We start from the raw sequence: 13589 nt of genomic DNA, 5'->3' as shown, positions 1-13589 counted from the left end.
AGTGGGCTTTTTGTTGCTGTTTGGCTACTGATTCTTAAAAACTTGCTCAAACAATAAAATTATAAAACACAATATTTTTGCATTGACAAAAGAATAAAAATTTATTAGTATGTGCTTTTAATAATTTATAATAAAAAATATTCCTATTATAAATTATTAACATTCTAACCTAAGGAATATGAGATGAATAAAATAATTTCAACACTAATATTAAGTGCTTTTTTAGGCATTAGTGGGCTTTGGGCGAGTGGTGTTGATTCTATGGAATCCAAAGCAACACAAGAACTATCACAAGCAGATAGTAAGTTTCTTTTTGGAACAAAATCAAAGAATCTAAATATACAAATCCTATCTCAAAAAGAATTAAAGGACACAAGGGCTGAGTTTTGGCCTATGCTTTTGCTTCGTATAGGAGTAATCAACATAGGTGTGGCGAATGCACCTGGATATGATGACCCTACTTACATTGGTAATGCGTGGTTTTCTGGAGCTTTTTGGGAATAATATACAAAGTATAGAGATGTTGTTAGAAATATTTATACACCAAACCACATATTTTTTAGTGTATGTGCAGTTGCTGTGCTTTTTGCTTTTGTTTGGCAAATATCACGCAAAATGGCGCGATATTTCTCTATACCTACCCTTACTTCTCATTCAATGTATCCTTGCAAGCACCTTAGACACTTCTACTTTAGATACGCCTAACTTCATTTGCTTTGTTTTATCTCTACTTAGTTTTAGTTATTTAATGTTTTTGCTTTATCACATCGCTCAAGCAAAAAACAAAACCCAAGCAAACAGCACAAGAGATTTTATATATATGCTAGCTTTTATTGCCTTATTGTTTGTTGTAATGGTATCAAAAATGGTGTATGACTCAATTTAAATAAAAACATTCTTTGGCATTTGTAATCTTACGCGATTTTATGAAAATTATTCAAACTCTACAAAACTATAAAGCACTATTCTTTTTTGTCCTCGCACTTTTAGAATCTAAAATCGCCATTTCAGATTCTAAAAACTTGCCCGTATAACTTCCGCTTTTTTTGTGATTTTTGATGATATGACTTGGCGTGCCACAATCCACGAGTTTCCCACCCTTATCACCACCTTCTGGTCCAATATCAATGATATAATCTGCGTTTTTAATCAAATCCAAATTATGCTCAATGACAATCATCGAATTGCCCAAATCCACAAGGTGGTGCAAAACTTTAGTCAGTCTATCCACATCGGCAAAGTGTAAGCCTGTGGTGGGCTCATCGAGGATATAGAGCGTCTTGCCCGTATCCTTACGGCTAAGCTCTTTGGCAAGTTTTACGCGTTGCGCCTCACCTCCGCTTAGCGTTAGCGCATTTTGCCCAAGATTGATATATCCAAGCCCTACGGCTTGGAGTGTGGTGAGTTGAGAGGCGATTTTTGGCACTTTTTCAAAAAATTCTAGTGCCTCACTTACACTCATAGCGAGCACATCGGCGATATTTTTGCCTTTATAGGTGATTTCGAGTGTTTGGGGGTTGTATTTTTTCCCACCACACGCATCGCATTTTACCATTACATCGGGCAAGAAGTGCATTTCGATTTTTATTTCGCCCTCGCCTTGACACTTCTCGCACCGCCCACCTTTAACATTAAAGCTAAATCGCCCTACCCCATACCCACGAATCTTAGATTCCTTAACTTCTGCAAAAAGCGCGCGGATATGGTCCATAACACCCGTATAAGTCGCTGGATTACTGCGTGGTGTGCGCCCGATAGGCGTTTGGTCTAAATATATCACCTTATCAAGATGCTCTAAACCTTTAATCTCCACACCATCGCATTTATGGATTTTTTTAGCATTATTGAGAATCTCTTGCGCCACAGGCAAAAGAGTTTGCAAAACAAGCGAGCTTTTACCCGAGCCACTTACCCCCGTTACACATACGAAGTTGCTTAGCGGGATTTTTAAACTCAAATCGTGGATATTATTGATAGTGATATGCCTAACTTCAAGCCAATTTTTCTGTATCCTATTGGCGCGGTGGTCTATGAGAATCTGATTGTTAAGATATTGTGCGGTAAGTGTTTTTGCTTTCAACAATGCTTGCTTATCCCCACTAAAGACAACCTCTCCGCCCTGTGAGCCAGCACCCGGTCCAATATCCACGATAAAATCCGCGTTTAGTATCGTTTCTTTATCGTGCTCCACGACAATCACGGTATTGCCCTTTTCTTGCAAAGAGCGCAAAGTCTTAATCAGTCGCAAGGTGTCGCGCTCGTGCAACCCAATGCTAGGCTCATCGAGCACATACATAACCCCCGTAAGCCCACTGCCTATTTGACTTGCGATACGGATTCTCTGCGATTCTCCTCCACTTATGGTGCGCGCGTCCCGCCCTAAAGAAAGATAGCCAAGCCCCACATCATCAAGGAAATATAATCGCTCTGTAATCTCTTTTAAGATTGGCTGGGCAATCATTGCTTGTTGTGCATTGAGATAGGCAAATTTTTTAGAATCATTATAGAATCTATATGCTTGCTCGATTGGCAAGTCAATCACCTCACCGATTCCAAGTCCTGCGACTTTTACACTTAACGATGATAAGCTAAGTCTATGCCCACCGCAAGTGGAGCAAGTCTTTTCAGTCGTGTAATCACCCAAATCACGCTCATCTTTAAACATATCATAAGCGATTTGGATAATCCCCTTCCAAGGTCGCTCTAATGTGCTATTTTTCCAATGAAACCGCACAGGATTTGGACAACCATAAAGAATGTAATTTTGCTTTTGGGAATCTAACTCCTCAAAACTCACACTTGGATTGATTTTATGTGCCTTGCAAAAGCCTACAAAAAGCTCAGCATAATAGCTTCTATTGAATCCAAAAATTACCTTAATGCCTCCATTATTTAATGGCAGGGACTTGTTAAGAATCTTTTTGACATCAATGGTGTATTTCACGCCAAGCCCCAAACAATCCGTGCAAGCCCCCTTTGGCGAGTTGAAACTAAAACTAAGTGGCTCTAATTCTTCAAAGCTCACCTTACACCTAAAACACGCAAAATGCTCGCTATAATGAATGTGCTTTGGCTGGGTAGCTTTGGAATCTGGAAGCATTTGCTCTATCTCCACCTCGCCAAATGATTCCTTTAATGCCCGCTCCACGCCTTGTGCGATTCTTGTGTGGTTTTCTGGCGTAACTTTCACCCTATCAATAATTGCCTTTATGGTGTGTTTTTTATTTTTTGCGAGCTCGATTTCCTCATCTAGTCGTGTCATCACGCCATCGATTTGCGCACGCACGAATCCTTTTTGACGCAGAGATTCTATCTTATCAGCAAAACTCCCCTTTTTTTCCTTTACAATAGGTGCGAGGATAATAATTGTGGAATCTTCTTGTAAATTTAACACTTGCTCTATAATGTCTGTTTGGCTCATTTGGGATATTTTATCACCACATATATGGCAGTGTTGTGTGCCTATGCGCGCATAAAGCAATCGCAAATAGTCATAAATTTCTGTGATTGTGCCTACGGTGGAGCGTGGATTCTTAGAAGTTGTCTTTTGGTCGATAGCAATGGCTGGCGTTAGCCCCTCGATTTTATCTACATTTGGTTTGCCTACTTTGTCTAAAAACTGCCGTGCATAACTTGAGAGCGATTCTATATATCGTCTTTGTCCCTCTGCATAAAGCGTATCAAAAGCTAGCGTGCTTTTGCCACTCCCGCTTAATCCTGTAAAAACAATCAACTCATTTTTTGGAATCTTAAGATGGATATTTTTTAAATTATTTTCTTTTGCACCTTGAATGGACAGAGAATTTTTTTCGCGCATCACTCACCCTTATGAAATTTGGAGTTTAAATAAAATTGTGTATTATACTACAAAATTTTATGCCAATTTATAGTATAATTTCGCGCCTCCATAATAGACCTATGCAATGGAAATTGTAGGCAACGCTTCAGGGTGGGAACACAGCAGAGCACCTTATATTTCTGTGTGCCGTAGCAATCTGTTTTGGGGGTTATTGCAATCCAAAACTATAATATTTTATAAAAACAAATGGCTTAAGGAGTAAAAATGACCTTTAGTGGAAAAAATGTCCTTGTAACAGGAGGAAGTAAAAGCATAGGCGCAGAAATTTGTCGCTATTTAGCAACTTTAGGACTTAAAGTGTGGATAAATTATCGTAGCAAGCCAGAATTGGCAGATTCTCTTAAAAGTGAAATAGAATCGAGCGGTGGTAAAGCGGCGGTGATAAACTTTGATGCAACAAACGAAGAGGATTTTGTCAATGGCATTAAAAGCATTGTAGAATCCGATGGCGAGCTTAGCTATCTTGTCAATAATGCTGGTATCACTAAAGATAATCTTGCATTAAGAATGAGTGTAGAGGACTTTATGAGTGTGGTTGATGCAAATTTAAAATCTGCATTTATCGGCACAAGAGAAGCCTTAAAAACAATGAGTAAGCAACGATTTGGAGCGGTGGTAAATATCGCTTCTATCATTGGCGAGCGAGGAAATGCTGGACAAACAAACTACGCTGCAAGCAAGGGCGGTATGATAGCAATGACAAAAAGTTTTGCCTATGAGGGTGCAAGACGCAATATTCGGTTTAATTGCGTTACACCGGGCTTTATCCGCACGGATATGACGGATTCTCTAAAAGACGAAATTAAGGAATTTTATATGCAAAATATCCCATTGGCGAGATTTGGCGAAGCAAAAGAAGTGGCAAGCGTTGTGGCGTTTTTACTAAGCGATGAGGCAAGTTATGTAACAGGCGAGGTTTTGAAGGTTAATGGTGGCTTATATATGTAGCTTTTTTAAAAAATTTTGTCTAAATTAAGGGTATTTTTGCCTTTTTTTACTATAATGCCCTCTTAAGTTCAAATTTAAAATAAGGAGTCAATTATGGCGTTGTTTGATGAAGTAAAGGAAGTTGTTGTAGAGCAATTAAATGTAGATGCTAGCGAGGTTAAAGAAGATTCTAGTTTTATCGATGACCTAAACGCGGATTCTCTTGATGTTGTTGAATTTATTATGGCGTTAGAGGATAAGTTCAAAATCGAGATTCCAGAAGATGATGCCAAAGATATAAAAACCGTAAAAGATGTGGTGGAATATATCGAAAAAGCACGCAAGTAAGCATACCATACTTAATTTATGTCGATACAGAATCTACAAATCAGTATTTTGTAGATTCTTAACTTGTAAATCTAAATTGTTTTGTGATGAAGGAGTTTAAGTGCAAAGAGTGGTAATTACGGGACTTGGAATGATAAATTCACTAGGTCTAAATAAGAGTGATTCTTTTAAGGCTATAGTAGAGGGAAAATGTGGTATTAAAAGAATTTCTCTATTTGATGCTGAAGACTTCCCTGTGAAGATTGCTGGCGAGATTGTCGGCTTTAATGCAGAAGAGGTAATGGACGCAAAAGAAGTCAAAAAGGCTGGTCGCTTCATTCACTTAGGACTTAAGGCTTCTAAAGAGGCATTGCAAGATAGCGGATTGCTTGGTAGCGATAATAAAGTGTCCCAAGATATATGCAATGACTTTGGCATTAGTTCTGCAGCTGGTATCGGGGGACTTGGCAATATTGAACAAAACTCAATCGCTTGCTTTGATAAAGGACCTCGAAGAATTAGTGCGTTTTTTGTCCCATCTGCGCTCATCAATATGATTGGTGGCTTTGCCTCCATTGAATATGGGATTAAGGGACCAAATATCGCTAGCGTTACTGCTTGTGCGGCTGGCACACACGCTATCATTGAAGCAGGCAAAAGCATTATGGTCGGGGAAGTAAGCAAAATGATTGTCATCGCTTCAGAATCTACCATTTGTCCTGTTGGTATTGGTGGTTTTGCGGCGATGAGAGCACTCTCTGATAGAAATGATGAGCCACTCAAGGCATCTCGACCATTTGATAAGGATAGGAATGGCTTTGTAATGGGAGAGGGAGCTGGTGCGTTAGTTTTAGAAAGCCTTGATTCTGCTAAGGCACGCGGAGCGAAAATTTATGCCGAGCTTATTGGCTTTGGCGAGAGCGGTGATGCCAACCACATTACCACTCCAGCACCGCAAGGCGAAGGAGCGTTCCGCGCGATGAAAGCCGCGCTAAAAATGGCAAATACCAAAATTGATTACATTAACGCGCACGGCACAAGCACTATGTATAATGACTTATTTGAAACCATAGCTATCAAATCAGCCTTTGGTGGCAAGGAAAATTGCCCACCTGTAAGCTCTACAAAGGGACAAATTGGACACTGCCTTGGTGCAGCTGGTGGTTTAGAAGCAGTCATTAGCATTATGGCAATGAATGAGGGTATCTTGCCACCTACAATCAATTATGAGACGCCAGACCCAGAATGCGACTTGGATTATATCCCAAATGTCGCCAGAGAAGCAAAGCTAAACGCCGTGATGAGCAATTCATTTGGTTTTGGTGGCACAAATGGCGTGGTGGTGTTTCAAAAATTTAACGGATAAGGCGTAATGGCTACATATTTAGATTTTGAGAGCAAAATCAAATCTCTCCAAGACGATATAGAATCTGCTAGCATTCGAGGGGATACTCACGCACAGAGTATCTTGCAACGAGATTTAGAAAAAGAAATCGCTCAAGTGTATAACAATATGAGCGACTATCAAAAACTCCAATTAGCGCGACACCCAGATAGACCTTATGCACTTGATTATATTGAGCTTATTATGCAGGACAAATACGAAATTTGTGGAGATAGACATTTTAACGATGACAAGGCAATCGTGTGCTTTATTGGTAAAATTGGTGGCATTGGTGCGGTTGTCATCGGCGAGGAAAAAGGCAGAGGGACAAAAAATAAACTTACTAGAAACTTTGGTATGCCTCACCCAGAAGGCTATCGCAAGGCACTTCGAGCAGCAAAACTTGCAGAAAAATTTGGATTACCAATTTTAATGCTCGTAGATACTTCAGGTGCATATCCGGGTATCGCAGCCGAAGAGCGCGGACAAAGTGAAGCGATAGCAAAAAATCTCCAAGAATTTGCAGCACTCCAAACACAAACTATTTGCGTGGTAATCGGTGAAGGCGGAAGTGGTGGTGCTTTGGCTATTTCTGTGGCTGATAAACTAGCGATGATGCAATATTCTATATTTAGCGTTATTTCTCCAGAGGGCTGTGCGGCAATTTTATGGAATGACCCCACGAAAATAGAAACCGCAACAAAAGCCCTAAGAATCACCCCAGAAGAACTCCAAAAACTACACCTTATTGATGATATTATTAAAGAACCTCTATCGGGCGCACATAGAGATAAGCAAAATGCAGCTAAAGCTATTGAAGAGTATTTCGTCTGCGCTGTGCAAGAAATACAAAAAGACGATAAATTTTTACAGCACCGCTATGAAAAACTTATGCGTTATGGTGTTTTTACACAAGAATAAATCCCAAGTGAGATTTGTGTAATTGTGTATTTCTCATTACAAAAGTGTATTTATAAGGCTGTGTTAAGCGACTTTTTGATACAATCCCAAAATCTTAAATAACCAATAAGGAGGGAAGCTATGAAAGAATCTAAAAATCCCTATGCCAATCGCATCACACTTTTAGAGCCATCGACAACCATTGCTATTAGCTCACTTGCACGCGATTTAAAGGCGCAAGGCAAAGACATTTTAAGCTTCTCAGCTGGCGAGCCAGACTTTGACACACCAACCCCTATACAAAATGAAGCCATTCGCGCGCTTAATAGTGGCTTCACTCACTACACCGCCGTGAGAGGTATCCCAGAATTACTTAAAGCCATTTGTGGCAAGTTGGAACGCGATAATGGATTGAAATACGAGCCTAGTGAGATTCTCGTTAGCAATGGTGCAAAACATTCGCTTTTTAATATCTTTCAAGCCCTCATTGATGATGGTGATGAAGTGCTCATACCAGCACCTTATTGGGTAAGTTACCCAGAGTTAGTGAAGTATTGTGGTGGAAAATCCATCTTTTTACCGACAACAGAATCACAAAATTTCAAAATCACACCCGAACAGCTCAAAGCTGCTATCACACCAAAAACCAAAGCCCTTGTGCTCAACTCCCCGTCAAACCCCACAGGAATGGTATATAGCAAAAAAGAGTTGGAAGCCATTGCTTGGGTATTAAAAGACACAAATATTTGGGTGATAAGCGATGAAATTTATGAAAAACTCCTTTATGATGGTGTATTTTGCTCAAGCGCAGCAGTGAATGCGGATATGTATGAACGCACCATAGTAGTCAATGGCTTAAGCAAGGCAGTGGCAATGACAGGCTGGCGCGTGGGTTACTTGGCTTGCAAGGATAAAAATCTTGTGAAGTTAATGGATAATTTACAATCTCAATGCACATCAAATATCAATTCTATCGCACAAAAAGCCAGTGTTGTGGCACTTAATGAATGTGATAATGAAATAAAAGAAATGTGCGTGGCGTTTAAAGAGCGAATGGAGGTCTCTTATCAACTTTTTAGCACGCTTGGTGGCATTAGTATTCGCAAGCCTCAAGGGGCATTTTATCATTTTATTAGTATTCAAAATCTTTGCGGTGGGGATTCTATGAAATTTTGTGAAGAATTGCTCCAAAAAGTCGGTGTCGCACTTGTCCCCGGCAGTGCCTTTGGGCAAGATGGATATGTGAGATTCTCATTTGCGTGCGATATAGACACGATTAAGCAAGGTATTGAGAGGATTGCAAAGTTTATTAAAAGCGTGTAAGTTTTCACAATATTATTAGAATCTTTGGGGGTTGCATTTATACTTTGGAGGGATAGATTGCTTGGGATTAGGGTTATTTTTATTGTCTTATTGCTAGGACTCGCGGGAGTTGGACTTTTTGTGCGTTATCACAATGCTAATGGCGAGCGGAACGACTCCGCATTTTTGCAACAAACAAATAAAGAATATGCACTAGATTTTACAAACCCCGCTCAATCTTTATTTGAACCACAAAATACTCACACCCTTGAAATAAATGCGGACTTACTTGGCGAAATGAATTTTTTTAACACACAAAATGTCTTTGTCCCAAATACACAAAAATCAGCCCACAGCTCAAGTCTGCTTGATTTGGGCGATAGGCTTATGGTCGTGTTTTTCGCAGGGAGCAGGGAGGGGGACAAAGATGTAAAAATCTATCAGAGTTTTTTAGATAAGCAAAATGGCACAAACAACACTTGGAGTGAATCAAAACCTATTTTAGACGCCCAAATGCTCTCACGCTTAAGTGGGAAATTTATTAAAAAACTTGGCAACCCTGTGGTGTTTATGGATTCCAAAAAGCGTGTGCATTTGTTTGTAGTAGGGGTTAGTCTTGGAGGATGGGCGACAAGTAAAGTCTATCAGCTGTATTTTGATGAGAAATTGCAATCTTTAAATTATGTTACAGGGCTTCATTTAGGGGCATTTGCTAATCTCTCACATCTTGTGCGCACGCCACCGCTTGAGCTAGAAAATGGTGGATTTATGCTTCCACTTTATCACGAGCTTGCGGATAAATATCCACTTGTGGCGTTTTTTAACAAAGATGCAAAGTTCCTCTTTGCTAAGCGCACAAATTCCCTAAAATCCCAACTTCAACCCACTATAATCGCTCTAGATTCCACTTCTTGCCTTGCAAGTTATAGAATCCACCGCGGATATGAAAACTTCGCGTTTTTGCAAATGTGCCAAGATTTTGGAAACAAATGGGGGGAGCCACTGCAAAGCAATATAAAGAACTTTGATAGTTCTTCTGTGTTGCTTGCTTTGGATAAAGAGGTGCTTTTGCTCCACAATGACGGAATGAATAATCCGCTCTTAGAATTTCAAAACATCTACGGAAAAAGCGTGCCAATACACCCAAGAGCGTCTTTAAGCCTCTTTTTGCTAAAAAATCCTAACACCTTTACGCGCTTACTAACCATTGATGTTACGCAAAATGGAGAAGTAAGCTATCCAAGTGCATTGCTTGATTCTACGCATTTGCACATTACTTATACGCACAATAGAGAAAAAATAAAATACCTAAAAATCCCGCTAGATTCTATTGATGAGCTTATCGCTCAAGTGCGCGATATACCACCAACGCCAAACAAACCACAGGAAAAAGATGAGCCCTTACCAAAAGACAAAGATTCCCAAGAATCTCCGTATATTTACATCGATGATATGGTCATCGCACAAGCAAAAGAGAATCTCGCAAACACTCCAATAGAGGAAATGTAATGTTTGCATTAGTTGTGGTGCTAAGTGCGTTGTATCTCTTTGTTGGAAATGTGGTAAATTTTATCTTCCTCAAAGTATATGGCATTAAAGACTACACACTTCTAGGCTTTGGGATAGAATCTAGAGCGCAAAAAGCACGCAAAGAAGCGCAAATAGACCGAGAAATCGCACAAACCTTTGGGGGTTTTAGCGATAGCGCATTGCTCAACAAACGAATGTATAATGCAATAGAAATTGCCCTTAATAAACTTTTAGGCATAGATATACGCCAAAGTATGCAAGAATTTATGGAGATAAAAACCGCTCTATTGCAATCCCAAGCATACAACGACAAAATAACCAAAGGCTTAAAACTCAAATACACCATTGCATTTGTGCTATTTGCCATAAGTCTTATCCCAATCAACCTCCACACAGAGCAGAGCTATAACACTTTTGAAATTATTTATACATTTTTTGATTCCCCAAGTGTGTTTTGCGTGCTTTTAAGTATGCTTTTTGTTACTCGATGTGTGCTTGGTGATATGTTTAGATTCTCGTGGATAGGATACTTTATAGAGCAAAAAATGCGCCCTCAAGATAGCACAATGCTTATTTTAAGCGTTTTTGGAGTAGTATTGTATTTAGGCGCGTGCAATATTTTGCCTTTTGATGTATATCATTTGGGGATTTGGCAGAGTGGATTTATCACGCTTTGTGTGGTTGTGCTTATTGGGTTTTTAGATTCTTGCGCGCTTGTGCTTTTATTTTTTACCATTTGTGTGTATGTATTCTTTGGTTTTGATTTGTCGTTGGCTGAATTTGTCATTTGCCCATATTTGTGGCTATATAGTGTTATTTTTACTTGTATTTATTTCGCGCAAAGAGCATTAGATAAGCACTAAAACTCCTGTGTGAAAGTTACTTTCTCGCTTCCTTTTTGCCACTGCGCGCTAATATTTTCGAGGTAAAACACCGCAAAATCTGGGTTTTCTGGGCTTTTATACTTTTGTCTAATAAATGGATACCGCTCCATCATAGCTTCCTTCGCATCAATATGATTAGCAATCCTAGCCTCTGCACGCAAACGCAAAAAACTCCCATCATCTAAGCAAGTGCAATATTCTATGCCCGAGTGGTTTTGAATGTGCTTATAGAGATTTTTGTGTATAGAAGTGGCGAAATAGATTTTATTATTATACACAAGTGCGCTTTGCACAGGGCGCACGCGTGGATTCCCGCAAGTGCCTTTTGTCGCCAAAAATCCCGTATAACCAGAATCAATAAACGCGACAATATCGTTAAGAGAGTTGATTTGCATTGTGTCTCCTCATTGAGTTAATTTACTGAGTGTGAAAAATGGGGCATCATAATTTGGCTCTTTAGTAATTTCAGAACAAATTTCTTGGTAAGCAATCCTGCCATTTGTATCCACCACAATTACCGCACGAGTGAGCAATCCCTCAAGTGGCGAACTCTCAAGCAATAGTCCATAAGTTTTGCCAAACTCCTTTTTTACAAAATCACTTACCGCGCTCACATTTTCAATGCCCTCTGTGCTACAAAATCTCTTTTGTGCAAATGGTAAATCCATAGACACACAAAACACTTTGACATTTGGCAGTGAAGCAGCCTTTTGGTTAAAGTGCCTTGTCTGTTCAGCACACACACCTGTGTCAAGGCTTGGCACGACACTAATAACTTGACATTTATCTTGCGCTCCACCGACTTCTATGGGCGATAAATCTCGACTAATGAGCTTTATGCTAGGCGCACTATCGCCCACAGAGAATCTCTTGCCATAGAGTTTTACCAATTCACCCTTAAAAGTAACTAATAACATAGTTATACCTCCTTAAACTCAACACAAAACATTGTATCTTTAAGTGAATTTGATACAATCACTCCTAAATTTTACTTTAAGGTTGTTAATGACAAGCAAGTCCTACCTACTTGATACATCAATAATTTTAGATGATATACAAAACATTATCCATCTCTATCAAAACGGACAAAATCAACTCTTTCTTAGCGACACAATTATCGATGAACTTGATAGCAAAAAAGAATTGCAAAATGAAATGGGATATTTTATCCGCGAATTTTTTCGCAACATTTATACAAACAACCACCCCGTTCAATCACCACAAGATTCTAATAACGCAAAGCCCCACGCAAAAAAATCTCAAAAAAACAACTCGCACATCACAAAGAGATATAAAGATGATTTTTTAAGTGAAATGTTTTTTATCAAAGATGAGTTAAAAATCCCTATTACACTGATTTTCCGTGAGCATTATCACTTAGATTCTACCATTAGTGTAAATGATAGTAAAATTATCCAAATCGCTAAAGATTATAACCTTATCTTGCTGACTAATGATATTTCGCTAAAAATCCGTGCTCACGCGCAAGGGATAAATGCTCAATCGCTCTTTCGCGACCGCGTGGAGAATCCACAAAAAATCGACTTTTGGCAGAGTTTTGAAGTGCATAAAGATGAGGAAATAAGCACACTTGAAGAAAGAGAATCGTTTAAAAATCTCACAGATTGGAGTTTGCTAGAAATTACCGAGCTTGATAATACTGATAGTTCGCTCTATCATACGGGACGCAAATTTTTTGGGCTTAAGGTTGAGGGAAAATGTGAGATTATGCCTCTAGATTCTATCCTTGAAGAGCAAAAGCCCTATATCACGCCTATCAATTTAGAGCAAAAAATGCTTTATGCCCTGCTCACGCACCCTAAAAACAATCTAAGCATTATCACAGGGGCTACTGGAAGTGGCAAGACTCTTATTGCATTGCAAGCTGGGATTAGTTTGTTAAAAAATGGCAGTGTTGATGGCATACTATATTTACGCAACACCGTTACAGCGAGCGATAAACACGCTGAGCTAGGCTATCGCAAAGGAGATGAAGCACAAAAACTCCACTATTTTATGTATCCACTTTTTAGTGCGATAAATTTCACTATTGATAAATTACAACAAAACTCGCTAGCAAAGCGTATAGAATACAAGGGCGAAACCAAAAGTATCCAAAAAGAGCAAGCAACGGAATATTTCTTACAAAAGCATAATATCGAAGTCATTGACATCGCACACGCACGCGGAATCACGCTGGCAAACAAATTTATTATTTTTGATGAAGTGCAAAATGCCTCCAATGCTACTATAAAGCTCATTGGCACGCGTGTGGGCGAGGGGAGTAAAATTGTATTTTTAGGCGATTGGGCGCAGATTGACCACCCGTATTTAAGCAAATTTCGCAATGGTGCATTAAGTCTGCTCCAAAGAGCACTCAATGATAATAAAATTGCCGCTATGCAGTTACGACAAACCATTAGAAGCGATATAGCCAAATGGTTTGGGGACTTTGAGTAAGCAGTGCTATCCTTAT

At 39.3% G+C, this 13589-nt stretch carries 13 protein-coding genes and 1 other RNA gene; 11 read left to right on the top strand and 3 right to left on the bottom strand.

Annotation, left to right across the window (positions count from 1 at the left end):
• Positions 1-183: 183 nt before the first annotated feature.
• Together ACWIWK_RS04910 and ACWIWK_RS04905 are read left to right on the top strand one after the other, a co-directional pair.
• Positions 184-504, top strand: a complete 321-nt coding sequence (locus tag ACWIWK_RS04910; protein ID WP_454151360.1) for a hypothetical protein — start codon at positions 184-186, stop codon at positions 502-504.
• Between the two features lie 16 nt (positions 505-520).
• Positions 521-886, top strand: coding sequence for a hypothetical protein (locus ACWIWK_RS04905; RefSeq protein ID WP_454151358.1), 366 nt, complete (start codon positions 521-523; stop codon positions 884-886).
• Between the two features lie 66 nt (positions 887-952).
• Here ACWIWK_RS04905 and uvrA read toward each other — a convergent pair whose 3' ends face one another.
• Positions 953-3817 (bottom strand): excinuclease ABC subunit UvrA, encoded by a 2865-nt coding sequence (gene uvrA / locus ACWIWK_RS04900; RefSeq protein WP_454151356.1) that lies wholly within the window; start codon positions 3815-3817, stop codon positions 953-955.
• A 90-nt stretch (positions 3818-3907) separates the two neighbouring features.
• Here uvrA and ffs point away from each other — a divergent pair.
• From ffs to ACWIWK_RS04860, 8 genes are all read left to right on the top strand, one after another.
• Positions 3908-4005, top strand: an RNA gene (gene ffs, locus ACWIWK_RS04895) — signal recognition particle sRNA small type.
• A gap of 58 nt (positions 4006-4063) precedes the next feature.
• Entirely contained in the window at positions 4064-4807 is a 744-nt protein-coding gene (gene fabG / locus ACWIWK_RS04890; RefSeq protein ID WP_454151354.1) for a 3-oxoacyl-ACP reductase FabG, read from the top strand.
• A gap of 93 nt (positions 4808-4900) precedes the next feature.
• Positions 4901-5134 carry an acyl carrier protein gene (gene acpP / locus ACWIWK_RS04885; protein ID WP_454151352.1) on the top strand — a complete coding sequence of 78 codons (234 nt, stop codon included), beginning with the start codon at positions 4901-4903 and terminating at the stop codon, positions 5132-5134.
• A gap of 100 nt (positions 5135-5234) precedes the next feature.
• The gene (locus ACWIWK_RS04880) at positions 5235-6479 is read left to right on the top strand and encodes a beta-ketoacyl-ACP synthase II (RefSeq protein ID WP_454151350.1); all 1245 of its coding nucleotides are present in this window, start codon (positions 5235-5237) and stop codon (positions 6477-6479) included.
• 6 nt (positions 6480-6485) lie between these two features.
• Positions 6486-7418 (top strand): acetyl-CoA carboxylase carboxyl transferase subunit alpha, encoded by a 933-nt coding sequence (gene accA / locus ACWIWK_RS04875; RefSeq protein WP_454151348.1) that lies wholly within the window; start codon positions 6486-6488, stop codon positions 7416-7418.
• Positions 7419-7538: 120 nt separating this feature from the next.
• The gene (locus tag ACWIWK_RS04870) at positions 7539-8720 is read left to right on the top strand and encodes a pyridoxal phosphate-dependent aminotransferase (protein WP_454151347.1); all 1182 of its coding nucleotides are present in this window, start codon (positions 7539-7541) and stop codon (positions 8718-8720) included.
• Positions 8721-8777: 57 nt separating this feature from the next.
• Positions 8778-10208, top strand: a complete 1431-nt coding sequence (locus tag ACWIWK_RS04865) for an exo-alpha-sialidase (RefSeq protein ID WP_454151345.1) — start codon at positions 8778-8780, stop codon at positions 10206-10208.
• Entirely contained in the window at positions 10208-11092 is an 885-nt protein-coding gene (locus ACWIWK_RS04860; RefSeq protein WP_454151343.1) for a hypothetical protein, read from the top strand. The genes ACWIWK_RS04865 and ACWIWK_RS04860 overlap by 1 nt, the downstream gene beginning before the upstream one ends.
• Here ACWIWK_RS04860 and ACWIWK_RS04855 read toward each other — a convergent pair.
• Both ACWIWK_RS04855 and tpx read right to left on the bottom strand, forming a co-directional pair.
• Positions 11089-11508, bottom strand: coding sequence for a pyridoxamine 5'-phosphate oxidase family protein (locus ACWIWK_RS04855; RefSeq protein ID WP_454151341.1), 420 nt, complete (start codon positions 11506-11508; stop codon positions 11089-11091). The genes ACWIWK_RS04860 and ACWIWK_RS04855 overlap by 4 nt on opposite strands.
• A 9-nt stretch (positions 11509-11517) precedes the next feature.
• Positions 11518-12030 (bottom strand): thiol peroxidase, encoded by a 513-nt coding sequence (tpx, locus tag ACWIWK_RS04850; protein ID WP_454151339.1) that lies wholly within the window; start codon positions 12028-12030, stop codon positions 11518-11520.
• A gap of 88 nt (positions 12031-12118) precedes the next feature.
• On the opposite strand from tpx, the gene ACWIWK_RS04845 reads away from it, so the two are divergent.
• Positions 12119-13573 carry a PhoH family protein gene (locus ACWIWK_RS04845; protein WP_454151337.1) on the top strand — a complete coding sequence of 485 codons (1455 nt, stop codon included), beginning with the start codon at positions 12119-12121 and terminating at the stop codon, positions 13571-13573.
• Positions 13574-13589 lie beyond the last annotated feature (16 nt).

This window comes from Helicobacter sp. 23-1048 (assembly GCF_053654545.1).
This window is presented reverse-complemented; position numbering and strand designations above follow the sequence as displayed.

Excerpts from the sequence above, each read along its gene's own strand:
- ACWIWK_RS04910 (WP_454151360.1), top strand. The coding sequence starts at position 184 with ATGAATAAAATAATTTCAACACTAATATTAAGTGCTTTTTTAGGCATT.
- ACWIWK_RS04905 (WP_454151358.1), top strand. The coding sequence starts at position 521 with ATGTTGTTAGAAATATTTATACACCAAACCACATATTTTTTAGTGTAT.
- uvrA (WP_454151356.1), bottom strand. The coding sequence starts at position 3,817 with ATGCGCGAAAAAAATTCTCTGTCCATTCAAGGTGCAAAAGAAAATAAT.
- fabG (WP_454151354.1), top strand. The coding sequence starts at position 4,064 with ATGACCTTTAGTGGAAAAAATGTCCTTGTAACAGGAGGAAGTAAAAGC.
- acpP (WP_454151352.1), top strand. The coding sequence starts at position 4,901 with ATGGCGTTGTTTGATGAAGTAAAGGAAGTTGTTGTAGAGCAATTAAAT.
- accA (WP_454151348.1), top strand. The coding sequence starts at position 6,486 with ATGGCTACATATTTAGATTTTGAGAGCAAAATCAAATCTCTCCAAGAC.
- ACWIWK_RS04870 (WP_454151347.1), top strand. The coding sequence starts at position 7,539 with ATGAAAGAATCTAAAAATCCCTATGCCAATCGCATCACACTTTTAGAG.
- ACWIWK_RS04860 (WP_454151343.1), top strand. The coding sequence starts at position 10,208 with ATGTTTGCATTAGTTGTGGTGCTAAGTGCGTTGTATCTCTTTGTTGGA.
- ACWIWK_RS04855 (WP_454151341.1), bottom strand. The coding sequence starts at position 11,508 with ATGCAAATCAACTCTCTTAACGATATTGTCGCGTTTATTGATTCTGGT.
- tpx (WP_454151339.1), bottom strand. The coding sequence starts at position 12,030 with ATGTTATTAGTTACTTTTAAGGGTGAATTGGTAAAACTCTATGGCAAG.
- ACWIWK_RS04845 (WP_454151337.1), top strand. The coding sequence starts at position 12,119 with ATGACAAGCAAGTCCTACCTACTTGATACATCAATAATTTTAGATGAT.